Annotated in this window: 20 protein-coding genes and 2 pseudogenes; 14 read left to right on the plus strand and 8 right to left on the minus strand. The window is 35.7% G+C overall.

Going from position 1 to position 25,344, the window contains the following annotated elements:
• From AC1DOS_RS07720 to AC1DOS_RS07730, 3 genes are all read left to right on the plus strand, one after another.
• A partial coding sequence (locus AC1DOS_RS07720; protein WP_477537010.1) for an Fn3-like domain-containing protein occupies positions 1 to 2,416 on the plus strand: 2,416 nt, incomplete at its 5' end.
• A 353-nt stretch (positions 2,417 to 2,769) separates the two neighbouring features.
• Positions 2,770 to 3,324, plus strand: a complete 555-nt coding sequence (locus AC1DOS_RS07725; protein ID WP_477537011.1) for a signal peptidase I — start codon at positions 2,770 to 2,772, stop codon at positions 3,322 to 3,324.
• A gap of 31 nt (positions 3,325 to 3,355) precedes the next feature.
• The gene (locus AC1DOS_RS07730; RefSeq protein ID WP_477537012.1) at positions 3,356 to 4,078 is read left to right on the plus strand and encodes a hypothetical protein; all 723 of its coding nucleotides are present in this window, start codon (positions 3,356 to 3,358) and stop codon (positions 4,076 to 4,078) included.
• A gap of 313 nt (positions 4,079 to 4,391) precedes the next feature.
• On the opposite strand, the pseudogene AC1DOS_RS07735 reads toward AC1DOS_RS07730, so the two are convergent.
• The 5 genes and pseudogenes from AC1DOS_RS07735 to AC1DOS_RS07755 all read right to left on the minus strand — a co-directional run.
• A pseudogene (locus AC1DOS_RS07735) lies at positions 4,392 to 4,478 on the minus strand (helix-turn-helix domain-containing protein); the annotation flags it as partial.
• 292 nt (positions 4,479 to 4,770) lie between these two features.
• Entirely contained in the window at positions 4,771 to 6,090 is a 1,320-nt protein-coding gene (rpoN, locus tag AC1DOS_RS07740; protein WP_477537013.1) for an RNA polymerase factor sigma-54, read from the minus strand.
• 611 nt (positions 6,091 to 6,701) lie between these two features.
• Positions 6,702 to 8,147, minus strand: coding sequence for an MFS transporter (locus AC1DOS_RS07745; RefSeq protein WP_477537014.1), 1,446 nt, complete (start codon positions 8,145 to 8,147; stop codon positions 6,702 to 6,704).
• 284 nt (positions 8,148 to 8,431) lie between these two features.
• The gene (gene speB / locus AC1DOS_RS07750) at positions 8,432 to 9,421 is read right to left on the minus strand and encodes an agmatinase (RefSeq protein WP_477537015.1); all 990 of its coding nucleotides are present in this window, start codon (positions 9,419 to 9,421) and stop codon (positions 8,432 to 8,434) included.
• Positions 9,422 to 9,551: 130 nt separating this feature from the next.
• Positions 9,552 to 10,913: a sigma-54 interaction domain-containing protein gene (locus AC1DOS_RS07755; protein WP_477537016.1), complete on the minus strand. Its 1,362-nt coding sequence runs from the start codon at positions 10,911 to 10,913 to the stop codon at positions 9,552 to 9,554.
• 590 nt (positions 10,914 to 11,503) lie between these two features.
• Between AC1DOS_RS07755 and AC1DOS_RS07760 the strand changes: the two genes are divergently transcribed.
• Positions 11,504 to 12,757, plus strand: a complete 1,254-nt coding sequence (locus tag AC1DOS_RS07760; RefSeq protein ID WP_477537017.1) for an RtcB family protein — start codon at positions 11,504 to 11,506, stop codon at positions 12,755 to 12,757.
• 369 nt (positions 12,758 to 13,126) lie between these two features.
• Here the strand turns inward: AC1DOS_RS07760 and AC1DOS_RS07765 are convergent, their stop codons facing one another.
• Positions 13,127 to 13,891, minus strand: a complete 765-nt coding sequence (locus AC1DOS_RS07765) for a reverse transcriptase domain-containing protein (RefSeq protein ID WP_477537018.1) — start codon at positions 13,889 to 13,891, stop codon at positions 13,127 to 13,129.
• A gap of 356 nt (positions 13,892 to 14,247) precedes the next feature.
• Here AC1DOS_RS07765 and AC1DOS_RS07770 point away from each other — a divergent pair, with 356 nt between their 5' ends.
• The 6 genes from AC1DOS_RS07770 (at position 14,248) to AC1DOS_RS07795 (ending at position 20,494) form a co-directional block, all read left to right on the plus strand.
• On the plus strand, positions 14,248 to 14,940 hold the full coding sequence (locus AC1DOS_RS07770; RefSeq protein WP_477537019.1) for a FadR/GntR family transcriptional regulator: 693 nt from the start codon (positions 14,248 to 14,250) through the stop codon (positions 14,938 to 14,940).
• 2 nt (positions 14,941 to 14,942) lie between these two features.
• Positions 14,943 to 16,151 (plus strand): CynX/NimT family MFS transporter, encoded by a 1,209-nt coding sequence (locus tag AC1DOS_RS07775; RefSeq protein WP_477537020.1) that lies wholly within the window; start codon positions 14,943 to 14,945, stop codon positions 16,149 to 16,151.
• 653 nt (positions 16,152 to 16,804) lie between these two features.
• A complete protein-coding gene (locus AC1DOS_RS07780; protein WP_477537021.1) occupies positions 16,805 to 17,848 on the plus strand; it encodes an ArsR/SmtB family transcription factor in 1,044 nt (347 codons plus the stop codon).
• Positions 17,845 to 19,062, plus strand: a complete 1,218-nt coding sequence (locus AC1DOS_RS07785; RefSeq protein WP_477537022.1) for an MFS transporter — start codon at positions 17,845 to 17,847, stop codon at positions 19,060 to 19,062. The genes AC1DOS_RS07780 and AC1DOS_RS07785 overlap by 4 nt, the downstream gene beginning before the upstream one ends.
• 391 nt (positions 19,063 to 19,453) lie before the next feature.
• Positions 19,454 to 19,810, plus strand: coding sequence for a hypothetical protein (locus AC1DOS_RS07790; protein ID WP_477537023.1), 357 nt, complete (start codon positions 19,454 to 19,456; stop codon positions 19,808 to 19,810).
• A gap of 174 nt (positions 19,811 to 19,984) precedes the next feature.
• Entirely contained in the window at positions 19,985 to 20,494 is a 510-nt protein-coding gene (locus AC1DOS_RS07795) for a DUF6584 family protein (protein ID WP_477537024.1), read from the plus strand.
• Positions 20,495 to 21,014: 520 nt separating this feature from the next.
• On the opposite strand, the gene AC1DOS_RS07800 is transcribed toward AC1DOS_RS07795, so the two are convergent.
• Positions 21,015 to 21,785, minus strand: coding sequence for a DUF6710 family protein (locus AC1DOS_RS07800; RefSeq protein ID WP_477537025.1), 771 nt, complete (start codon positions 21,783 to 21,785; stop codon positions 21,015 to 21,017).
• A 356-nt stretch (positions 21,786 to 22,141) separates the two neighbouring features.
• Between AC1DOS_RS07800 and AC1DOS_RS07805 the strand changes: the two genes are divergently transcribed.
• The 4 genes from AC1DOS_RS07805 (at position 22,142) to AC1DOS_RS07820 (ending at position 24,758) form a co-directional block, all read left to right on the plus strand.
• Positions 22,142 to 23,305 carry a hypothetical protein gene (locus tag AC1DOS_RS07805; RefSeq protein WP_477537026.1) on the plus strand — a complete coding sequence of 388 codons (1,164 nt, stop codon included), beginning with the start codon at positions 22,142 to 22,144 and terminating at the stop codon, positions 23,303 to 23,305.
• A 163-nt stretch (positions 23,306 to 23,468) separates the two neighbouring features.
• Positions 23,469 to 23,672: a hypothetical protein gene (locus AC1DOS_RS07810; protein ID WP_477537027.1), complete on the plus strand. Its 204-nt coding sequence runs from the start codon at positions 23,469 to 23,471 to the stop codon at positions 23,670 to 23,672.
• 259 nt (positions 23,673 to 23,931) lie between these two features.
• The gene (locus tag AC1DOS_RS07815; RefSeq protein ID WP_477537028.1) at positions 23,932 to 24,549 is read left to right on the plus strand and encodes a DUF3990 domain-containing protein; all 618 of its coding nucleotides are present in this window, start codon (positions 23,932 to 23,934) and stop codon (positions 24,547 to 24,549) included.
• Complete coding sequence (locus AC1DOS_RS07820) at positions 24,546 to 24,758, plus strand: hypothetical protein (RefSeq protein WP_477537029.1); 213 nt, start codon at positions 24,546 to 24,548, stop codon at positions 24,756 to 24,758. Before AC1DOS_RS07815 ends, AC1DOS_RS07820 begins: the two co-directional genes overlap by 4 nt.
• A gap of 261 nt (positions 24,759 to 25,019) precedes the next feature.
• Here the strand turns inward: AC1DOS_RS07820 and AC1DOS_RS07825 are convergent.
• A pseudogene (locus AC1DOS_RS07825) lies at positions 25,020 to 25,344 on the minus strand (hypothetical protein); the annotation flags it as partial.

The raw sequence follows: 25,344 nt of genomic DNA on the forward strand, positions 1-25,344 counted from the left end.
AGGGATTGCTGCACTGATTTTACAAGCACACCCAGATTACAAACCGGCTGATGTCAAAGCAGCGTTGATGAATAGTGCGGACAAACTAAACGGCGACTATTCCGTGTACGAAGTAGGCGCAGGTGAAGTAGATGTAGCAGAAGCCGTTCATAACGAGATGGCATTCAAGGTACAAGACACCACGATAATAGGTGATGGAAATGGTGGCTTTATAGAGAACGTGTATGAAAAAGGCGCATTGACGTTTGGTGCGGTTTACAAAAAAGAAGGTAGCACAAATACTGTCAATCGTACGGTTGTCTTTAAAAACCGAGGTACTCAAGCGAAAACATTCGACATTACGGCTGAATATAGTAAACCGGTTGATAATGAGAGTGCTTGGGTAAGTGACGCAGTAGCGAATAATGTAACCGTAACGACTTCTTCAGCATCTGTGACGGTCGCTGCAGGGGAGGCAACAAATGTAACGGCAACGGTTAACATACCTGCGAGCGCAGAGAGGGGACAATATGAAGGGTATGTGAACATTGTCAACCGTGACAATCCAAATGAACACTATCGCATTCCGTTCGCGACTCGCTTCGTTGAAAAAGGAATCGAAGTCGTTGAGGTATCGAATCCAGCAATCACAACTCTGCCTTGGAGCCATCCATGGATGGCACCTCAAATTCGCTATATCTATTTCAAATTAAACAGCCCGATGAAAGATTTATGGCCGATTATCTATGATAAAGACGGCAAAGCACTTGGAGCAAGTTCGTTAAAACCATTTAGCTTAAACGGTGCGCCTCTTGATATGGATCTAAGAACAACATTCTCGCCATCGTATTATCCGTTTATCGGCGATCCGAAAGATGAAAAAACAGACATCAATCAGCCAAAGGCGCAACTGCCAGAAGGTGAGTATTCCATCAAACTTCGTACAACAGATGCAGATGAGGTGAGGTACGAGGTCGTTAATCAAAAGTTTATCATCGATAACACGTTACCGAAGTTGACGCTAAAAGACCATCAACCTGGCGTCTATGAGCTAAGTGATTCGGACTTTACAGATGAACAGATGCCAGACGGAAATACGCACCATGCGTTTTGGCTTCATGCSAAYSTRTGGGACGAAGGAACGGCAAAATTAGCAYCTTYAGGCTACACACAGTCTGAAAATAAGCTATGGTATTACTTCAATCAAAAAGCTGTTYATAACGGCGATTTCCCACTTGATGCAAATGGGGATACAAAATTCGGTATTGAACMATCTGATATTGAGAATGGTCCAGCAACAATCAAACTAATMCCTATGGATATGGCGAGAAATGCGGAACTTACAAATGAAACCAATTTCTTTGCATTCGTCAAAAAAGGTACACCTTATGTGATACCAACTTACGATAAGGAAAAAGTCTATTTAAACGATACAGTCACGATGACATTAAATCTAAATAACGTAAAGGATTTGATGGCTGGAAACTACAATGTTGGATTCTATAATTGGCTCTTCCAGTTCGAAAGTGTAAAAGTTAACCCAGCATTCCAGCAGTATGCGGATGAAAACGGATTAACAGTAAGTGTCGACGAACCCACTGTGAAGGATCATCCTGTATATTCAGTTAATAAAGACGAGGTGAATGCGGGCGCTCATATCAGCGGCGATGAAGATTTCAAAGGAATCAGCGGTGATACGCCATTCCTTGATGTGACATTTAAACTGATAAATGACGGTAAGTACGGCTTCTACTATGACACGATGAACACCGAAGATAATACAGTGCCATTCACGTATACACAATACGGTGAGCAAGAACCGGTTGTCATCCAATCATTCAACCATATTAACGACTATAAAATCATACCAAAGAGCTCTCATGTGGTATCTTTTACCCACCTTGAAGCGTTCTATGCAAACTCTAAGATGGATTATTCCATCATAGGAGCAAAAGCATACGGGCAATTGAAAGACGGGACAAAAGTGCAAGGGACGATTGACAAAAAAGGTTATGTAAATATCTATATTCCTGCATCGAAAGATCGAACCGAAATCGATATTGTCGTTGAAGCACCTGGACATCTGAAGAGCATTCAGAAAGTGACGGTTGGTACGAAAACACCGTGGGGCGAAGATGTCGGTACGTATAGAGCAGTTCCAGGTGGTCAACCAGTTGCAGTAGCCGGTGATGTGAATCAGGATGCGATGATTGATATTAATGATGTCATACAGGCTGTCGCCTTTTACGGCAAGGAAAATAAAAAGGCAGATATTAACCAGGATGGCATTGTGAACGAAACGGATATTCGCTTTATCGAAAAGAACTTCTTGAAAGTTGGCCCGGATGTACCTAAAAATAAGAAACCRAAAGAAAAATTAGGAAACAAAGGATTAGCAGATTTCTTGCGTGCAATTGGTCTAGAGCCGAAAAAATAACCAGACGACCAGTTCTCTTGTACGCATTGAAACAACTATTTTAGAGCCAATTAGATATGTTGACAACTTCTCATGTACAAACTACAGATTGGCTCTAGATGTAGAAAATTCTCCAGCTCCAAAAGAGAACCAAGATGGTAAGACATTAGAAAGTATTTTGAACGAGTTGGGTATTCAGTAAACTGTATTTTATTTCATAGTACTCTAATGAATTCCCCTACTGCTGTGACTAAGAAGCATTTCTTGATCAAAGTGGTAGGGGTTAATCCAATCAATGTTCAATAAATGAATTGATTTTCTGACATCAATCTCAATTAGGAAAAATCAAAACTAATGATGTTAGGAGCAATAGTATGAAAAAAAGAACATCATGGCTTTCAAAAATCTTTATWGCAATCGTAATTCTTTTAATTATCTATATTGGTATTACGGTATTCCAATCTAGTAAAAATCCTGGTAGTTTACCAAGCTTCTTTGGATACACACCTTTAACCGTYCTCTCTAATAGTATGCAGCCCCATCTTCAGTCGGGTGATCTCATATTGATTAGACAAGTAGAGTTTAAAGATGTAGAAGTTAATGATGTGATTACCTTTAAAGAATCGGATACAAAATTTATTACACATAGAGTCATTGATGTTAGAGAACAAAATGGACAAGTTGGTTTTGTGACAAAAGGTGACAACAACAATGTTGAAGACTCAATGATTGTTATGAAGGATCATCTAGTTGGAAAACAAGTTGCTTTAATACCGAAGCTTGGGTATKTYTCTAACTTTGCAAGCGGACCATTAGGATTTTTATTATTTATTACGATTCCGCTAACAGGCTATATCTGTATATCGGTATATGAACGTCTCTCCCGCCAAGAAAAACAACCTAAGAATGAAGAGATTGTATCTAAATAAATAGATTTTATAAAATAGGGGGAATTATCTTATGAAAATGTCTAAAGTGAAAAGAGCATTATTAGGTACAACGATTGCAGGAACAATTGCAGTTGCAACAAGCTATGGAACTTATTCATGGTTTACATCTGAAACATCTGCAAAAGGTGAAGTAACAAACGCACTCTTACAGCTTAATAATGGGGAAAATATCAATGAGAGTATTGTAGCAGTTGAAAATTTTGCCCCATCACAACTAGTGTTTGGAGATTGGCTGACAATCGATAACACAGGTACTATGGATACCTTCTTAAATGCAAAATTAAACCAATCATTAGATAAGAATCTTTCTTTAGATACTTATAAAGTGGGGTATATTGCACTTAAATATAAAGTAAAGCCTACTGAAGAAGTACTAAAAGCATCTCAGATTAAACTGGAAAAATTATTCGAAGGAACAACAAATGTAGTAACTCAATCTCTAGCTTCGGGCGAACCTATTGAAATTGCAGATGGTGTAGAAATAATAACAGGCTTACTAAACTCTGATGAATTACGTTCTGCAGCGGGAAGTGAGAAAGAAGTGCTATTAGGTGATGGAGCAGAAAYAGGGAATGGTAACAAGTTCTGGAATTTAAAAACAAATGAATACATTGATCTTTCTTTCGGTGTAAAACTTGATGAAACAGCAACAAATGAGTATCAAGGTGTGACTTACTCTGCAAATCTTTCAGTCACAGCTAAACAAAAAGACGATGGTTCTCTATACGAATAAAGTGAATTGTGATAGGAGGAGACTAGCCTCCACTCCCATCACGCCACAGTATTGTGTTGAAGATTATTAAGAATTAACAAGTAAAAGAAGGTGTCTAAAAAAGCATAGCTTTAGGACTAAAGGGTTGATGGGGAGAAAACGCTAATTCATTCGTATCGTTTTTAGAACATCTTTTGACAATAAAGTAGCATAAAAAAATAGCAACTGCATTCACTCAGTTGCTATTTTTAGTGTCCAAAGTGCATCTTTAAAATGAAATCAGTAATGACCGTACGTTCCAAGGATGCAAAATCTTGGTCCTATATAAAAGGTCACGTTCCAAATAGTGATATATGGTGGTTCGAGAAACGCCCCATCTTTCTGCCACATCTTTAATTGGTGTGCCTCCATCAATAAGAGAGGCACGTCTATCAGCCATTGAGTCTAAGGGCCAAACCGAATGAAGGAACAAACCAAAGGATCCAAAAATGGTCCTTTTCTTTTTGGTATATAAACATAACGGATGATAAAGTTGTCCCCAGTTACTCATCCAACCTACCCCGTTAGTTGAACAAGGTCGGCAGATGATATCGTAGCCCCTGCAAGTATTAGCTGAAGCTTGTGATATCGCTTAATTAAGTATAAGGATATAAGGAAACACCCTCAAAGTGGTCACTTATTAAGTGATACGCACTGGGGGTGTTTATCTTTTATCACATCATACTATTTATCTCTTTACGTTTACTTGAAGATGGAATTTTTAGTTCTTCTCGATATTTACTAATCGTACGTCTTGATATTGTAACCCCTTTTTCATTATTAAAATAGCTTGCTATTTTTTGATCGGAGAAAGGTTTTAATTTATTTTCGTTCGCAATGAAAGTCTCTAATAGTCGCTTTACCTTCGTTTGAGATATGGAATTTCCGTCTACAGTATCTAACTTTGACGGAAAGAATAACCGAAGGTCAAAAGTGCCTTTAGGAGTTTGAATAACTTTATTCATTGTAGCCCTGCTAACAGTAGACTCATGCATTCCTATTTCTTCTGAGACTTCTTTTAATGTTAAGGGGTTGAGTGATGTAAATCCGTCCTTAAAAAAATCTTCTTGCTTATCAATAATAACCTTTACTATTTTCATGATTGTTTGACGCTGCTGCTCAATACTGTTTAGCAACCATTGGTAACTATTAAATTGTGTAGTAATATACTTTGAAGTTTCATCTTTATTATTTAGCATACTTGAATATTCATTATTAAAATGAATATTAGGCAAATAACTATCATTTAAATAAAAAGAAAGACMCGTCTCTTTCATCTCTACAATTATATCTGGGTTCACATATTCTATTAAAAAGTCAGAGATACCAGAACATGGTTTAGGATTAAGAGTTAGAATAAAGTCGTAAATTTCTTTTACAGTGGCCAAAGATATTTTCATGCGAGTAGCAATTTCATCCCATTTTCTATTAGCTAATAAAACCAGGTGATTTTGAATTAGGCATTCAGCTAATTCCACTTTAGGAAAATCGTTTGTTATTTGCAAGAGTAAACACTCTTTCAAACTCCTTGCGCCTATCCCGATAGGCCCCACATGTTGAAGCAGTTGAATTCCTCTGTAGATATCAGCTTCATCGTATTCTTCATAAGGAAATGACTCATTTTCATTGAATTTTAAATATCCATTATCATCTAAATTATGTATGATATATCTGATTAATTTTTGATCTAGGACATCCTTAAATAAGAATTTGGCTTGTTCATGGAGCTTATTTCTCATACCTATATCATTACTTGTTAGTAAATCTATTGTCATTTTAGAGGAGCCATTTACATTCGATTTTCCACTAAGCTTTTCTTCATATAAAGGATTATTCGTTTGTTCCTTTAAATCTATTAAAGGGTTTTCCATCTCTTGCTCTTTTATGTATTGGTAAAGTTCATATGTCGAGTATTGTAATAGTGCGATGGCTTGTCTTAACTCGATTGTCATTTTTAGGTTAACTTCTTGTCTTTGTTTAAGTACAAGTTCCATAATTTTCTCTCCATATCCATATATTTATATGTAAACGATTACAATAATATATTGACTATTATAATACAGCTTCTAGAAATACTCTATATTAAATAATGAATATTCAGAATATAAAAATAGTGGCAATCCTTTATTTGCTGGAATGAATGCTTTATATTCACAAACTTAAATGGTGCTCTAGCATGATAAGTTTTAGTATGGAAATGAATGGTGAAACCTCGTATTTTGACCGAAGTTCAAAATGCTAGGTTTGTTTATACCTAGAAATTGAGAGTTCTCGCTGAATTTTATGCAATCTTTTTTCAAAGGTTACAACAAAAAAAACAGTATCACCCTCGCAGGTTTTATCAGAAGAAATAAAAGAAGGAATAAAAGAAGAAAACAACGTTTTTTTAAAGGTTGAAATGAAGAGAAGTTTTCAATGATAAAGAGACCTTTACACTTGTATAGGTCTCTTTTATCATTTCTAAATTAATTAAGTATCATTCAAAACACTGTACGTCCAAGAACGCCGTAGAGAAGTAAGCAAAATATCGCTCCATTTAATATCACTCCGGTTTTTTTACTGAACCTTTTTCCCCCATAAATGCACATTCATTTGATTAGGTTCCTTAATTTAGACCGAATACTTTTTCAGTTTTAACTTTTTCAGTTTCAACTTTTTTCGCTGAAAGCTGGGGTGCCTTTTTCCCCTCGTTGTGCGGAATTGTTAACATTATGAAGATTAATGACGGGATAGCAAAAGCCATGTTTACCATGATCCCTGCAGATGCTGCCAATTCTATGTTTCCAGTTGTTACGATTGCACCATAAACTGCTGTTGAAATCGCTATACCAAATGAAAAGCCTAGTGAGCTGGACATTTTATAAATACCTGAAGCAACACCAACTTTATCCTCTGGAATATTTACCACAGCGGTTTCAATAGACGGAGTTGCGTATAATCCAAGTCCAATACCTGAAAGCATGAAACCAAGAAAGACGGTAATTATATAAGCTAAGTCAGGTAAGAATGTTAACGCTGTTAAACTAATCCCAAGGGGAGTAATTATTGAAGCTGCAATCATTGGTTTTCTTGCCCCTACTTTTTGCATCATTTTCTCACCCACACGAATCATTATGAGCACAGCAACTAAGTTACCAATAGTTAATAAACCTGTTTGAAAGGCTGTAAACCCTCTTGCTAATTGCACATACGTATTCGCAACCACAACTGTTCCAGCAATCCCATTTTGTAAAAAGTTTGAGGCTACTGCTCCGGTATATGCTCTGGTCTTGAATAAAGAAAATTCAATAAACCTATTTGGTTTATTTATTTCAACTAGAAAGAATAGAGCGCTTCCAATTATAGTTGCACTTATTAAAGCAATCGTAAGCGGACTCGTCCAACCAAACTCATGCCCACGTGTAATTGTTAAATTCAATGCTAGCATAACGAAAATAAAAATGAGTAAGCCAGTATAATCAAATTTTGATTTGATTGATTGTTCAGCCTTACTTTCTGGTATATCTTTTAGTAGGTACATCGCAACTAAAGAGATAACAATAGAAAGGACAAAAATCCATCTCCACCCCATATATGTAGCAATGGCGCCGCCTATTAAAGCACAAGCACCGGCTCCACCCCATGAACCGAATGACCAATAACTAAGAGCACGCTGCCTGTCTTCCCCATCGAAATAGGCTTTAACCAAAGCAATGGTTGCAGGCATAATACATGCTGCAGAAATACCCTGGATGATACGCCCGGCGATTAAAAGTATAGCATCTTGTGCCAAAACAAGGCATAAAGAGCCAATAACACTTAAAAGCAATCCTAAAAAAGTTAGTTTCTTACGTCCGGCTCTATCAGAAATTCCTCCAGCCGCAACAATAAACATACCTGAAAATAAGGAGGTTATACTAATAGCAATATTTAGAGTTCCTAATGATATACCTAAATCTGCTTGAATTGCTGGAATAATGTTTACCATTGACTGAGCAAACAACCAAAACGTAAGGACGGCTAATACGATACCAATAATCATTTTGTTGGAACCTCGCTTACTTGCTTCCATAGTGAACCTCCTATAATTTTGTCTAAGTCCTTTTTCTTATATTTGTCCAGGGAGATCCTATTAATTATTTCTTCGTTGAGAAAGCGCTTTCAATAATTCTAATGAAGAACTATTTTAATGCTACATTTGTTAAGGAGATTCTGTATCTCATTTGTTCACTTTCAAGATCTTTAGTTGTAAAGTTAATAGGAACAATGATATTCAATAAAAGAACTATGATATGAGTGGATAGAACATTGTCGAGGAAGGTGCGAACACTCTCCTCTACATTATCAAATTTACTTCTAACTATTTATTTGCATAGCCGAAACTAACTGCGGGCTACTTTCTTTTTCTTTTAAAATAAAACTAATGAAATCAAGAATGAGTCTTGCTCCTACTTGACTCGTAATTCCGGTTGGATCATAGGGAGGAGAGACTTCTACTAAATCAAAACCGATTACATTTCCTCTTTTTGCAATCCCTTCCAACAATTCATTTACTTCATCATAATACAATCCACCGGGAGAAGGAGTGCCTGTTCCAGGTGCCAACGATGGGTCTAATCCATCGATATCGATTGTTACATAATAATTTTCCCCTTTTGGAATTAGATCCAGCACAGATTCAATGCTCATTTTTCTCATTTCCCGTGGGGATAAAATCACACTGCCATATTCCCGAGCGGCATCTACATCTTCTTTTTTACTACTGCTAATTCCACGGATTCCAAATTGGAACATTTTATCGACGTAGTCCATTTCCGATAGACGACGAAGAGTGCTACCATGTCCGTATCTTTGCCCCGAGCGATGATCTGCCCAATCCAAATGGGCATCTATTTGAATGACATGGAACGAACCAACGGAATCCAGTGCTCTACCTACAGGAATGGTAATGGAATGGTCTCCACCCATCACAACAGGTATTGCTCCTTTGGAAACGATTTTTCTAATAGATTCTTCCACATTGTCGAAGCTCTGTTCCAAATCACCATGTACGATATCTACATCGCCGCAATCGACTACTGTACAGTCTGGACCTAGGTACATAATATCTTTTTCAATATCATAGGCCCCTTCTAATCCGAAACTATATAATGTAGAGCCTTCTCGCATTCCGCGTGGTCCCATTCTTGTTCCTGATTTCCATTGTGTTCCCATATCGTAGGGGACGCCAATAACCGCCACATCTGCGTCTAGTTCATCAAGGTTTGTACAAATCGGATATTTCCCAAACGAGCAAATACCTGTGAACGGTAGGTTAAGAATTTGTTTCTCATTTTGATTTATCATCATAGTTCCTCCTCGTAGTTCAATATTGGTTTCAAGAAAGAGAGCTATGACAGCGCTTTTTTCTTGATGATATACATTATTGCAAGTTCCATGCCAACAGCAGAAGACTGGATTATACGAACCAACCTAGTCAACTCTGACTAGGTTGGTTCGTGATATATTGATTAATTTTTCGATTGGCGGAGGATTGACTGATTCCTAATTTTTTAGCCAATTTAATACTGCTTGGGTACTTTTCATACATTCGAATAATATAATCTCCTTCAATCATTTCGATATATTGATTTAAAGTCATATCCTCCTGTTGCATAGTAGCAATACCAACTTGATCGACATCAATAATCGTGTCATTCGAAGTAATCAAGATACGTTCAATGAAATTTCTTAGTTCCCTAATATTTCCTGGCCAATCCTGTTTACTTAGCCAAGAGATCATAGTTGTAGAAAGCGCTTTCGTTAGGTTGTGTTTATCGTTGAATTCATTTATCAATTCAGACACTAATACATTTATTTCTTCTCTTCTTTCGCGTAAAGGCGGAATGAAAATCTTGATGACATTAATTCGATAGTATAAATCTTCCCTAAATCTTTTTTCCGCAATTAATTGTTGTAAGTCTTGGTTTGTTGCACATATGACTCGACAGTTTAAATGAATGATCGAATTGCCACCTACACGTTGTACCGTCCGATTTTGAAGAACAGATAATAGCTTAACTTGGAGATTAAGTGGCAGCTCGGAAATCTCATCAAGAAATATAGTTCCTTTCCCTGCGGCTTCAAAATAGCCTTTTTTTCCGCCTTTTCTTGCACCCGTAAACGCCCCTTCTTCATATCCAAAAAGCTCTGTTTCAATTAATGATTCAGGGATAGCACCACAGTTCACTTCAATAAAAGGCTCATTATTCCGAATGGATTTTTGATGGATTTTCTGTGCTATAAAGTTTTTTCCGACTCCTGATTCTCCTTCTAGTAATACTGAAACGTCTAGGTTAGACACCTTTTCGACAATACTGAAAACATGCCTCATTTTACCGGAATCAGTGCGAGAAAGGGATGCCTGTTTATCTTTTATCTTTTCGATTTCTCTTTCATATAAAAGCATCCTTTTAGCTACTTCATCATTTGTCTTTTTTAAATAATCAAGTTCGGTAATGTCCCTTGAGAAACTAATGGCTCCTTGTAGTTTCTGAATATGATCAAAGATGGGATAAGCGGAGACTACTATTTTTCTTCCCATTGATGTTTCTTGAATCATCGTTTCTACTTTTTTTGTATTCAGTACTTTACCTATAACCGAAGGAGATAAAATTCCTTGTTCTTCTAGTGCAAATATATTTTGATTAATAATTTCTTTAGCATCGATTCCAAAGAAGTTTTTAAAGCTCTCACTCGAAAAAATAATGGTACCGTCTGCATCTGTTACAAAAATTTCGTCAAAAGAATATTTAATAATACTTTCTAAAATCAGATGGTTTTGCTGTAGTGTGAGCACTCATATTCCCCCTAGTCAATTATGATTACATGCTACTCTGAATTGACTAAGTATTCAAACTAAATTTTCAATTATGTCTAAAAGTCTGTTTGAATCAACTTTGTGTCTGACTGGACTAACCTAAATTGTTGAGACGATATAAAACTCCTACGATATAAGTACACTAGCAACAAGTACTTAAATCGTAGGTTTTTTTACATGGGCAATAATCCGGCAATAAATATCTAGATATCGATAACCATCCTTATCGCTACTTAGAAAAGCATTAATTCCAATCTCTGTTAGAGTATTTCTTAAACGTGGGCATGAGTGAGTTGAAAATCAATTGGAGTTAATCTTCAACATTTTTTTACTAAAGAGCACGGTCTGTTAAAGAAGGAGTTCTCACTTCCATAACCGAACTTTAATATATTGGAAAAATTATGAAAGGGGAAATTCCCATGATAATAAGAGAGGAAACGGTTTTGTCCTCTTTTAACTTCACAAAAATACCTAGGAATTTCTAATTCTTGATACAATAAATCTTCCAATAAAGTGAAATAATTTATTAATATATAGAATAAAATAATCAACTAAAAGGGGATGAGATAATGATTAAAATCGAAGGATTACAAACTAATGCGGTTGTATTTTCAAGCTCACCACAAGAAACAGCTATTGAACAAATTAAGGAGTTATGCAACCAAGAATTCTTGAAAGACACTAAAATACGTGTTATGCCTGATTATCACGCTGGAAAAGGCTGCGTTATAGGAACAACTATTGAACTAAAGGATAAAGTAGTTCCTAATTTAGTTGGTGTTGATGTAGGCTGTGGCGTGAAAGTAGTAAAATTAAATAATGCGGCTATTTCTTTTAGTCATTTAGATAATGTTATCCGAAAATACGTACCTAGTGGGAATGACGTTCATGAAGAAATTTCTATAGAAAGACATATTCCAACACTAGAAGCTTCCTTTTTTAAGGCAGGAATTGTATTAAATGATGCTAGAACAAACGTAAGCTTAGGGACACTTGGAGGAGGAAATCATTTCATCGAAGTTTCAAAAGATGATGAAGGCTACCATTATTTATTAATCCATACGGGCAGTCGCTATTTAGGAGCTAAGATTGCGCAACACTATCAGAAACAAGCGATTTCACAATTAGGTAAAGAAGACGTTACTGAGTTAATTAATTCACTGAAAGAACAGGGTAGACATTTAGAAATACAAGCTGCAATCGCTAATTTCAAAAACGACAATCCATCAATTCCAAAAGAATTAGCATATCTAGAGGGTCAATTGTTTGAAGACTATATCCATGACATGAAACTTGCACAAAAGTTTGCAGTAGCTAACCGACAGGAAATTGCTGGTGTAATTATTGAACACATGGGGCTAGAGGTATTGGAATCATTTGATACGATTCACAACTATATTGACACTGATAATATGATTCTACGTAAAGGGGCTGTATCGGCTCAAAAAGGGGAACAGTTAGTTATTCCAATTAATATGCGAGACGGATCAATCATCGCAGTTGGAAAGGGTAATCCCGACTGGAATTATTCAGCTCCTCACGGTGCTGGTAGAGTATTGAGTCGCACACAAGCGATGAAGAATTTGAACATGGATGACTTTAAAGACACAATGAAAAATGTTTGGACAACATCTGTTTCAGAAGAGACGCTTGATGAAGCACCTATGGCATATAAACCAATGGAAGAGATCTTGAGTAATATCGGAGACACTGTAGAAGTGGTAAGAGTAATCAAACCAGTTTACAATTTCAAAGCCAGCGATAAATATGTAAAGCCAACTAAGAGCAATAAAAACATTAACAATATAATTGAAAATAAATAAGTTTCACCTACTATTACGAAGTAAAATTATAATTATATAGTCCTCCCAGCCAATTGGAGGACACCTGACAGCTTTGAGCTGTTATGGTGTCTTCTTTTTTAATTCATTCAAAGGGGATTTCGATATGAGAGCATTTGAACACAACATGAATTTATATGCCGAGCTTGAAATAATTGAGCTGAATTTAGAAAGAATCGATGCGGATATGGACTATTGGTAAGGGGGGAGTCTTTTTTTATAAACTTAGTTGGATACTTCCTAATCGGGCTGTTATATCAACCTAGGGTCTATACAAGCCAGTTGAGTAAATCGATGTTTTGCGGATGGATCATCCCGTTTTACGGCTTACCAATATGTTACAACGAGTTTCTAGTGTGATGCAATCCAGGCATTTTGCATCTTTTGAAAGCGGAGTGGTGAGAAATACTCTTCACCTTTAGTTTTTGCACGGAATTTGGCTAATTCATATTTTCGTTTTGCCTTGATTTTCTTTTCCTGTGCGAAGTCCTCTAGTGTTGTACCGTTTGCTTTGTTGAGATACAACCAGAGACATGGTATGAGCTTAATAGCGATGAAGAATTCATTATTCCATTTATATCGCATCTTGTATTCCTTGATTTGACTAGGGTGTTTGTGCATAAAAGCGACTCGCAACCTTTTACGTATATATCCATCTAGACTCTCTAAAATCCTTCGGATTTTCCTCGTTACACAATGGCTTTTCTGACCAAGTTCCATGTTCTCTTTGATTGCGTCTATTACGAGGACATAGTAGTTTATTTTCCCTCTTATAATAGGATTGACTCGGTTTACCCATTCAACTTTATCCAACGTTAATTTCTTAGGTGTCTTCTTCTTGATTTTCAATCGGAAATCTTTGATTGATTCTTCTTTTGGTACCACGAAAAATACAGGTTTCCCTTTCTTATCAATGGACCAATGTTGGAACGTAAAGCCTAGAAAATCAAAGTCGTCTTTCTTGAAGTTGACTACTTTCGTTTTGCCTTCCGCAATTTCTAAACCTAATTCTTTTAACTTTGCTTTGGTAATCGCAATCGCTTTTTGGATTTCTTCTTTGCTCTTGGCGAATATAAGAAAGTCATCTGCGTATCGGACAAAACGAAGTCCATTCAAATCAAGTTCCTAGTCCAATTCATTGAGATAAGTATTGGCGAGTAGAGGTGAGATGACTCCACCTTGCGGTGTAGGCATGTCCCTGTGACAAACGCATTAATGACAATTTAATTTTGAATTTCAAGCACAAGCCATCCCCAGTAATCATGCGAATTATTGGAGGTGGCTTTTTTGTATGCAATTTTAGTGGATGGTCAGAATTATTTTCAACAAAGGGACGTGAATTTTGAAACCACATAATAAAAGTCAACATTAAAGAGGGGTTTTATGAAGGCAAAGATTTACTTTATTCATATTGTCATGATATATTAGCCGATGAACCAAACATCCTACGTTTAAAGGGAGGCAGTACACCCGTGAATATAAAGAAGACCAACCGTCTAACATTAGTGGAACAAGTAGCAATCCAGATTGAAAATTTGATTGAAAGTAGGCAATGGGAAGTGGGCAAAAAAATTCCCGCAGAACCAGAACTAATGGAAAAGTTTGATGTTAGTAGAAATACGTTAAGAGAAGCGATTCGAGCTTTAGTTCACGCTGGACTTCTTGAAACAAGGCAAGGTATTGGGACAAGTGTTAAATCCTCCAGTTCGCTTGGTATTGCTATAAAGAGAAGAATACAAAAAAGTGATTTACTCGAGACATTGGAAGTTCGGTTAGCTTTGGAGAGAGAAGCTGCGCAGTTGGCTGCAGAGAGAAGATCAAACGAAGATTTACAGCATATAGAGGGTTGTCTTGAGAGGTGCAGAGAAGCTGCCAAAAGAAGCGAACMTCAGCATTTTATTGACATGGACATTGCTTTTCATAAATCAGTAGTAAAAGCCACGCATAATCAGATGTTTATCGAATTGTATGATCATATCACTGATTCTTTACAGAATTTAGTTCATGAATTAATGAGTGTAAGAGACCCGCTGAACGATGAAAATATAATTCATATGGATCTCTATGAAGCGATTCGATTAAAAGATGCTCGATTAGCCATTGAGAGCGTAAATGCTTATATGAAGAAAGCAAAAGAATCACTTTATACAATGATGGAGGAATAAAATTGGATAAGTCAGAATCAAGCATAAAGAATCATCCTTTAACAAAGGGAAGATTTTGGGCCTTAATATTGGGTGTTATCTTAATTGGTTCAAATTTGAGAGCACCTATTACTGCAGTAGGGCCTCTTATATCAACAATAAGGGATGATTTGGGATTATCTAACGCGGTAGCGGGAAGTATTACAACCGTGCCGTTGTTAGCATTTGCTCTACTTTCACCTTTTGCACCGAAAATCGCGAAAAAAATTGGAACTGAAATCACTATTTTTCTAGCTTTGCTTGTTCTAACAATCGGTATAGGAACTCGACTCCTTCCTGGGTTAAGTTTCTTGTTCTTTGGGACGGTTTTAGTAGGATTTGCTATAGCGATTTGTAATGTCTTACTTCCAGGACTTATTAAAAATAGTTTCCCTTTACAAATGGGATTAATGACAGGCATTTATGGTGTTTTTATGAATGTATTTGGAGCGTTGGCTGCCGGAATAAGTGTTCCTGTGTCTTTAATAGGTAACTTCGGTTGGAGAGGAGCTTTAGGATTTTGGGGTATTCTTTCTATTATTGGTCTTATCATATGGTCGTTTCAATTAACCCGAAAGCAAGAAATTAAATTAAAAGTAAGAAAGCCACCATATAAATCCCAAAGTATATTGAAATCTCCAGTCGCTTGGAATGTTACGGTTTTTATGGGAGTCCAATCATTAATTTTTTACACATTGATGACGTGGATGCCTGAAATCCTTCAGAGCATCGGTTATAGTACAAGTGCTGCTGGTTGGATGCTTTCCTTGTTGCAATTCGCTGTGATTCCTATGACGTTCATTATTCCGATTGTTGCAGGGAAGACTCAAAATCAACGCGTTCTGGCGGGGTTAACAGCAGTCTTATTTTTTATTGGTATTTTGGGATTAATACAAGGAGTTTGGGTACCATTGTGGGTCGTAATAATTGGAATTGCTGGTGGTAGTGCATTTGGTTTGTCTATGATGTTTTTTTCATTGCGAACAAAGGACGGTCATCAAGCTTCCGAACTTTCAGGGATGGCTCAATCCATTGGGTACCTGTTAGCAGCTACGGGACCTATTGCTTTTGGATGGCTTCATGATGTGACGGGAGGATGGAATGCGCCTCTTATGTTATTGTTGGCGATGGCTGTAATCATCTTTGTGGCAGGGCAGGGTGCAGGAAAGGGTTCTGTCGAAGAAAGAGTGTAAAGACTTGTAAAAGATGAATGATACAAATTCGAGATCATACTAACCGATTTCACGTCCCTGCGCTGAAAACAATTCTAATCATTCACTATAACTTGCATATACAAAACGACAGCTTTGCCATCCGCTATTTATCGCTTGACGCAGGGAAGTGTGTATCCAGGGAGTATGGGACCTCCCTGACGGTGGTACGTTTAGCATGTAGTATTGCATGTTTTCCAATTACTGAAAAATGGATGACATTGTGTACAATCGAAATGGGAACGTAACAAATAAAAAACAAAAAGGCTTCCATTCACTATCGGGTGCTTATGTTACATAGTATAAAACAGCTCAGTTTAAATAACTGAGCTGTTTTATTTTGCGATATCTTCAAATCCAAATAGGTTGTGACAATACCGGATTGTCTTAACTAAAGGAATAATATTAAATTGAATCTTATTCTCGAACGTAAACAGGATTTGTGAGTTATAAGAAACCTTTCTCATCTGCCAGAAGATGATTGATTGATGAATGTTAACTTTCAAATTGGTAAGGGATAGACAATAATAACAATCAGATTTTTCTCGAATCAGATTATCTAAGCAATATTATTCGAAATATATTGAATATATAATTCATTTAATTTAGAATCTAGTTATACAGGAGGAATGTTTATGAATTATTTAAATTCCACACAACCTATAGAAACTATTTCCTTGGTAGTTGAATCCACTACAGTCTGGGAAGTGATTCTTGGCATTACGGGATTCACTCATGCACAACTAAGACATACTTTCGAGTTAGATGAATTGTGGAAATCAGAGCAGAATTCTATGCCAAAATTACTCATTAACCATTTAGATGTAATAGAAAAGACGAACTTCTGGTTTGGATTAATTTTGCTTCAAGACAAGTTTTCTGCAACTTCTATTTCTGATTTTTCTAAATGTCTTTCTGAAATGAATATTATTGATTTTTATGAAACTGTTTTACCTTATAAGGATCGTATTACTGAACCTGTTCGAAAAGCAATTGCTGAACAATACAAACAAGGAGATTCTTTTGAAACATATGCTCCTTACTTTCATGACCATGACTATTTAGAGGAATATGTTCGTAACCTTGGTTACTTTAAACACTCAGAAATCTGCGATTTATTCAACAGTATATTAGATGAGTGGTACAACTGGATAAGAAAGAATGTCCACTGGGAAAAGTGGACGCGAGCGCTGGATTTTGAGCAGAATCAATATAATTCCCTGGACAAGGATAAACCAGTGGAGACAATCGAACTAATCACAGGGGGAGTAAAGTATTTTCCCGAACCTTCCGTTTGGACTGTCAAATTGATTCCACAGGTAACTTATCGTCCCTGGACCTTAGTATTGCGAACGCCTGATACAAAACTATACTTTTATCCTTTGAAAGAAGAATACTTGATCGAAGCAGGTAACCCTACAAAGGAATTGATTCGTGGTCATAAGGCGCTAGGAGATGAAGTTCGGTTGAAAATACTTTATCAGTTAGTAAATAGTGCATCTTCACTACAGGAATTGAGCAGTCAATTTAATATATCTAAAACCACACTTCATCATCAGCTTTCTTTATTAAAAGCAGCAAAGTTTATACAAGCTGACAAAGGAATATACTCTGCAAATCTAACACAGATTAATTCCTTTTCTGAACGTCTCACTCAATACCTTGGAGATCCCATATGAAGAAGTACTCTAAGTCATTTAAAGCACTTTGGTTAGGTGAAATCGTATCGGAATTTGGAGGTGCAGCAGGGGGTATAATAAACGGTTTACTGCTCTATGAATTGACGGGATCTAAGGAGTGGATGGCTGCAATTTGGCTTGTATACTTTATTCCTTCCTTAATATTACAAGGAATAAGTGCACCYTTTTCAAACCACGTTGTGAAAGAGAAAATGCTTCGAAATATTCAGCTGATTCGTTCCTGTGCATACCTTCTTCCACTCGGAGGTTATTTAATTGGATCAGAATTCGGAATTATGTTGGGTTTAGTTTTACTTCAATGTATTTTGGGATTGATGCAGCCCATTTTTGCCAGTCTTTCATTTTCCCTTATACCTGAGATTTGCAAAGAGGATGAGCTTGTTGAAGCAAACGGTTTACTAGACACCACACTTCGACTCATGATTATTATTGCTCCAGGTGTAACTACATTATTATTGTTGGTTATCCCGATGCAATTCATCTATGGAATTTCTTCGATTATGTTCCTGGCTAGTTTTTTTGCACTCTCGCGAATACCGCGATCCAGTCAAAAAAGGGTCACAACTTGGACAAAAAAGTTTTGGTGGACAGAAATGAAAGAGGGCTATCGCACTTTTTTTAGATACCCCAATCTTTTACGACTTACAGTGCTTTCTTCGACAGTTCAATTTGCTGTAGGAGCAACAATGGTTTTAAGTGTTCCTTTTATTCGAGGAGAACTTGAAGGTCAACCTTGGGAATATGCCGTTTTCAAAGGTGCTTTCCCTATTGGTTATGTCATTGGAATGTTAATACTTACAAAAATACCGAAAACAGTTCAAACGATGTATCTTGGTTTGTTTGGAGGAGGTCTATCATTTATTCTCTTGTTTTTTGTCCACTCAGTGCCCTTTGCATGGTTATGTGAACTAATTGGTGGAATGTTATTTCCTCTTTTTAATGCTCAAAGTGCAGCTATTTTTCAGCGAGAGGCCCCTCGAGAACGCTTGACGCAACTTAGTGCAGTTCGTTTGTTTTTCTTCAGAGTAACTATGCCAATAGGGATCTTGTTTGCATCTTCAGCATTTTGGGATATCAGTACTCGTCTGACATACTTGATAGTCGGAATAGTAATTGTTCTCCCTGCTTTGTTTTATCTTTTTATATCCGTTTTACAACCGAACAGGTTGTTTGCAAATAAAAAGACAATTTAACAAAAAGTGTATGTTCAGATTGTCATAGACAATCTTTTTTGTTTGGCTAAAGCCCCAAGACAGATTGGATATTTATTCATTAGACTGGGAAAGCGAATCGCTAAAAGCCCGTCAACTCCACGATGTATATTCGGTGAAGGAATGGATCAGTGAAAAGAGGAAGAAATGAGAAATCGCAAGGGGTAGAATAAAGGCTGTAACTACCGTCAAGTGGGGTTCTAGGGTGCATGGAGCATACAAGTCATTTGAGTAAGTGAATCGATGGTTTACGGCCGGATCAGCTGGCAGGTTAGTTGAAGACGTATTATGGACGAACTGCGTAGTCCTGTTATTCACTTTGATTTGATTTCATCTATAATAAAATGGATACATAATAGAAAGTAGGTAAATTGTGATTTATATATTTTGGTTAATCTACTTAGGGATTTTAGCAATAGCTGCAATCGGAATACTCATAACAGCTGGTTATAAAACGACTGCTGCTAAATTGGATTTTTTATTTTCCATAATAACTTGGCTAGGTTTATTTGGCTATGTTACAAATACAAATTTCCTTACTCCTCTAGTATGGAAATTTGTATTTGTAAGTGGTTTATTATGGGATGTTATTTTTGGTTTCAAAAAGTTCCAAGAAGAGTCATCATATAAAGAGATACCTGAATCCATTAGACCAGTAATTTTCGGATTTACATTAATAATCCTTATCGGACCTTTATATTTTGGCTTATTTAATTATGCGTTTAAATGAAGGAATCAGTCGTTTTCCCTTTATTGCGCATTATAAGTCAACTCTACAATAAGTCTTCTTCAACCAACGGGGCAGGTTAGTTCAATAAGAAACTATTCTGATCTATCGAGAAATAGAATAAAGTTAAAATTTTATTATTCCCGTCGAGGATTATTTAGACTGTAAATAATTAAGATGAAGGAGGCGTGTGTTATTGAACAGATACCTGTTAAAACTATAAAGAAGGTAGAAGAGGACATTGAAAAAAATGACTTAGGAAAAGCAAGAGATAGACTACACGGGTTAATTTCCACCTATCCAGATGAATTAGAAGTCCGTAGAAAGTTAGGAGATATATATTTTGCATTAAAATATCCTTCAATGGCTGGTCGATATTGGTATTTAGAAAAGAATAAGACACCTGAAATGGTAGAAGCGTGTATTCAGTTCGAAAAAAATATGGGGAACGATCCTGTTAGAATAGCAAGAGCTCTAAAATTTAAAGGTGATAGTGAAATAATAAATAGACTGCAATTAAATCAGGAAATTTCTCCTTTACAATATAAAGTTAAAGAGAAATTGACGGAAGAACCGGACGATACTTTGGGAGATAAGTTGGTTACTATTGGGTGTATCACGATATTAATATTAATCATTTTGTTTACATTAATCGGGATTTACGCTCTGTTTAGCTGGGTTTTTTAATCCCTAGTATCTTGCTTAATAAGAGAGGTTTTTCTGTAATCCTTATTCAACTAACGGGTGCTTTAGTTGAAGATCATCGGGCTACTTAAATAGCTCTTTTATTTATGAACCTACCGGGGGGAGTTCGGCTGCCTTTACAGGGTGGCTTTTTCTTATGGAGTAATGTATGTGCAGATTAGGGAAACCCGGGTTCAAGAGGAAGAGATATTTATTCAATTTATTATAGTGAGTGAATCTTCCCAGTCACATAGACCGTATAAATGAGATGAGTACTGATTGAAAAAGTTTTTGCGACTTAGTGACCATAAAGGAGAAGTCCTTTCTACCGTCCAACTATCTTATTGCGTTCTAAGTAGCGATAACCATCCTTATCGCTACTTAGAAATAGTATTCCTGCACATCGCATTAAATTTTCTTAAAGGGTGAATGGGATCAAAATCAATTTGAGTGATCTTCAACTCTTTTTGGCTGGTCTGTCAAAGAAGAACTTCTTGGTGTGACAATAGGGGGAGTTTCGTTTCTAATAACTTATTGAATTCTCAGTCATTATACGACCTATTTCAAAAATCGCCGCAAACTCAGCATTCATGACTGGAGAGATAATACTGCCATCTTCTTTCCGATAATAATTTACACCATCACAATACACATACTCATACACATTACTAATATCATAAACATTTTCAGGAATGATATGGCCTTTACCCTGAATTATTCCAGTCGATATTGAATGATTTCCACTATTAACCCATGCAATCCCCATGGGTAACCATAAAGTTACGTAGTGATTATTGTGATCTTGACGCCATTCCCCACTTCTTCTTCCTTCCCCAATTTTAGCAATACAAGAAACCAATCTCGGTTTTTTCCACGACCAAGGCAATACTAGGTCGCGATTTAATGAAATTACTTTTTCCGTTTTTAGCTCCCTCATGACATCCTCAAAATTAGTACCATCCTTAGAAATCCAGGCTAATGAATCGAAAAGTACTTCTTTGGGAGACAAAATGGGTATTAGTGCTTCATCTCTTTGGTATAAAAGATTAGTTAAATACTGAGATTGAAGTTGTCTTCCGATTAATCTAACAACATCAATTAAGGGATGTTCATTCTCTTCGTTGAAACTTTCTTTACAATTCTTAAAATCCTTTGCCTGGTCCAAAACTGATCTAGAAAAGCTCATAATACTATCGAAGTTGTTTTTAATTTCTTGGTTAGTGGGTGATATATGCAGCCTTTTATCTGAGGAATGTTTGATGCGTTTAGAATGTTTATTCTTAAATATGAACAAATTACTGCCTCCTTCATATGTAAAATAAACATATGAAGTTAACTGGTTGTAAATTCCTCAATAATTTATTCGATAATAGAAATGAAAAAGTAAAAGATGCGTTGAGTTGAAAAAAGAAAAGATATTTTCTAAGGAAAGAGAAATCATTGTTATGGATAATAAAGAAATTTTTCGACTATTAAATATATAATTAAAGAGGTTACAGTGAAAGAAGGTACTATATTGAATAAAGGCATAGGCAAGAATCATTGTAAACCTGCTTTTTGTATCTAGAATTAAAGTTTATTGGCAAAAAAATAAGCACCATTCAATATAGCGTGCTTGTATTGCGGTTTATTAAGAAAGAAGGTATTTACTTGGAATTTGCAAAAATAAATTATTTACTTGAATTGATGAATAACAAAACATCACTAAAGAATCTTACTGGTGATAACAAAAAAGCTTATAAATATTTCCTTGCCGGTATATTTATTAACATTATTCATGGAAAAGAACATGAATCGTACCAAAGAGACTTGTATAAAAAAGCAGAATACCTTTTGGCATCGTCAAAGAAAGGAGCAAAAATCCAAAAGCATGGCCTTAATCAAATAAAATCTGCTGTTCAAAGATCCATGGAAGATAGTTATATACTAAATCATGAATGTGAAGACACTACAACAAAGATAATTGCTTTTTTAAGAGATAAATTAAACGATTTAATAGAAGGTAAATCATTGTTTCAAGTAATAGAATTCTCTAACGTAATTGATGTGAAAGCGTATTTTTCCAAGCGAGGGACTCCATTTATACACAATCATCATTGGATTGATTTTAATCTTGTAGAGGGATTAATTCATACTACACCTGTTTTTATTTTATTGAATGATTTAAAAATTCACTGGAATAGTTTTATTGAACTAATAAATCAATATACAGAATTGCAAATTAAGTTGATACCTTATATTGGGAAACATGAATTTGATAGTATATTTGAAATTAGAGAAATAAAAAACTCATATTCGGGACTTTACAGAACAATGATCTTTACAGCAGTAACCTTTGTTGAAGCGTTCTTATTGGACGTTCTTATTAATGTAAAGGAAGTCTTACCTAGTGAAAAAGAAAAATATTCCATTCTTAATAACAAAGGTAATATTACTGATGAAGAAATTATGGAACAGCTATTATTTAAAATGTATCCACATTTAAAGACAAAAGTTAACAAGTTTTATCGAACTTACAAAGAAATCCTAAATCTTCGAAATCGTTATGTACATGCTTCATCATATAAGGAAGAACATACGAACCTATCCCAGCTACAGTACCTCTTAGAGTTCGAAAGTGAAAAAGTAAAAGTTTACTTAGATTCATGTATAAAAATGGTGAAGTTAATAAACGAAGAACTCCCAGAAGAAATAAAATCTTTGTATTGGTGGGACCGATTTGAGGAGCCTGACTTCACTCACGATAAGAAAATTTCATTGTTAAATATTAAAAGGAAGAGTAAGAAACTTATTGACTACAAGCATTTGTTATAACTGTCAGAAAAGACTGACTTATTGCGAGGAGAGCAATTATATTTTTGTTAAATTTATTATAGGAAAAAACCAATTCTTGGATAGTGTAGCTTAATGTCCTATTGTAGGTCTATTCTAACGACATCCGAAAGATGATTTGGCCTTGATAAGGATTCAAAGTTCTATGTTCATTTATCTCATTAGTTATGACAAACTAGTGGGTCATGGTGCAGTAGCTGATTTGACCAATCACTATGATCTTGTGGAGCAAATCGTCCATGGAAATGGTGTGACCGGTTACTCTGACGTAGAAGCCAAAGCTTGGGTCATCATTGAAGAACTACTCGAAAGAGATAATGAACAGATTAAACTGAAAGCTCGGAACTAATTGGCACCAACAAAAAATAATTACCTCTGTACATATCTCTCCTATGAAGGCATCTGTTGCTAATCAGAAATATTTGCTCACATTCAATCTTCGTAAGGAATTTGATGTTTAACGATAGTGGCATTGGGCTTTAAGTGCAGAATAACCCATAGATGCGCTAAAATGTAACATTAATCTTCCCTTAGAAATTAATGGTTACTATTTTACAAGATGGTATAATGGTACTTAACTGAAGCATATTAATAGGAGTGTACATACATTGAATTATGGGAAAAATACAAGGAAGTATTTAAACCAAACTTCTTGGTTTCACGGGACTTCCGTAAGTGGCTATAAAAGTATTAAAGAGAATGGTGTAAAAGCATTTTTTAATAAAAATAATGAATTGGATTTTGGAGCAGGTTTTTACCTTGCACCAAAAAAAAAGATGGCAGAAGATTTTGTAAAGAGAATGTTAGATTTTAAATTAATTGCCATTCCAGGGATAGATATAGATGATGTAACTCCTATAGTCATAGAATTTGAATTCCCTCAAAAACCGATGGATTATTTCGAAGGAGATAATTACCAGACAAGATTATATGAAAATTTCGATGAAGAATTTTCCAGTTTTATTTTTCATAACAGAGTGCATAATGTAGGAGATATTCCTGATCATGGTTATGATTTGATATATGGGGTAATGAGTGATAGTAACCCCACTAAATTAATCGCTCAATTTAAGGCCGGGCAAATCAATGAAGAGGATTTCATTAGAGAAATCATGGAACAAAAAATTTCCCCTAGACAGCTATCTATTCATAATCAGGAGTTATGTGGTATACTACAAGTTAAGGAAGTACATACTGTGGAGCATAAGGAGGTTGAGAACGTATGACAACTGCAACTTTAGAAAACGATAAAACTTTAATTGAGAAGGATTTAAGAAATGCATTAGTTTTATTTTCTAATGATTTGCTGAGTGAACAACGGGCTGCAACAATTGCGAAATCAACATTAAGTAGAATTGATATTGATAATCCAATCCTTGCTCACAAAGGTATTAATTGGTTAGCACAAGAAATTTTAAAAACGATTAAATTTTAATTATTTCAATTTTTCGTTTTTCCTCTAACAGTAAATTAAATGATTATATTATTAAACACCTCTAACATAAGTTAGAGGTGTTTTTGGTTTTCTATAATTATCAAAAGTTTTCAGTTAAATAATTAAATAAACTAGTAATGAAATAATTCATTTTAAAGCAATGGCCATTTCACAATAAGAGTGCAAAACACTATTTTTAATTCGATACCTAAACTTATAAAGCTTAGGTATTGGGATTTCCCTTATATCTGGTTTTGAAAATCAATATTTTATGGGTTCGAGCAATCTCGTTTTTTCCCCAAGGTTCAGTGGTATGTCCTGACTTGGAGCATTTCCTCTTTCAGAGGACGCCACAATTATTTGAAATTGATTAGGGTATACTTTTTCCAAGTCTTTAAATAATAAAAGGAAATTATTAAAAGTCTGAATATCAAGGTTTTGTTGTCTTGGTTCGTCCATCACTAGCAAGAACGGATGCTGAACAGAATTTGCATAGTGTAAAGCAGTTTTTAATAGGGCTATGTAGTAGGACAATATTATCCGTATTAGACCGCTACTTGAGGTTAAATAGTACAAATTTCTACCT

It is taken from the genome of Paenisporosarcina sp. P5_A11, assembly GCF_056400705.1.

What these genes read in the sequence shown, in the direction of transcription:
- AC1DOS_RS07795 (WP_477537024.1), top strand. Translation starts at nt 19,985, where the DNA reads ATGAAGGAGGCGTGTGTTATTGAACAGATACCTGTTAAAACTATAAAG.
- AC1DOS_RS07780 (WP_477537021.1), top strand. Translation starts at nt 16,805, where the DNA reads ATGAATTATTTAAATTCCACACAACCTATAGAAACTATTTCCTTGGTA.
- AC1DOS_RS07810 (WP_477537027.1), top strand. Translation starts at nt 23,469, where the DNA reads ATGTTCATTTATCTCATTAGTTATGACAAACTAGTGGGTCATGGTGCA.
- speB (WP_477537015.1), bottom strand. Translation starts at nt 9,421, where the DNA reads ATGATAAATCAAAATGAGAAACAAATTCTTAACCTACCGTTCACAGGT.
- AC1DOS_RS07745 (WP_477537014.1), bottom strand. Translation starts at nt 8,147, where the DNA reads ATGGAAGCAAGTAAGCGAGGTTCCAACAAAATGATTATTGGTATCGTA.
- AC1DOS_RS07820 (WP_477537029.1), top strand. Translation starts at nt 24,546, where the DNA reads ATGACAACTGCAACTTTAGAAAACGATAAAACTTTAATTGAGAAGGAT.
- AC1DOS_RS07760 (WP_477537017.1), top strand. Translation starts at nt 11,504, where the DNA reads ATGATTAAAATCGAAGGATTACAAACTAATGCGGTTGTATTTTCAAGC.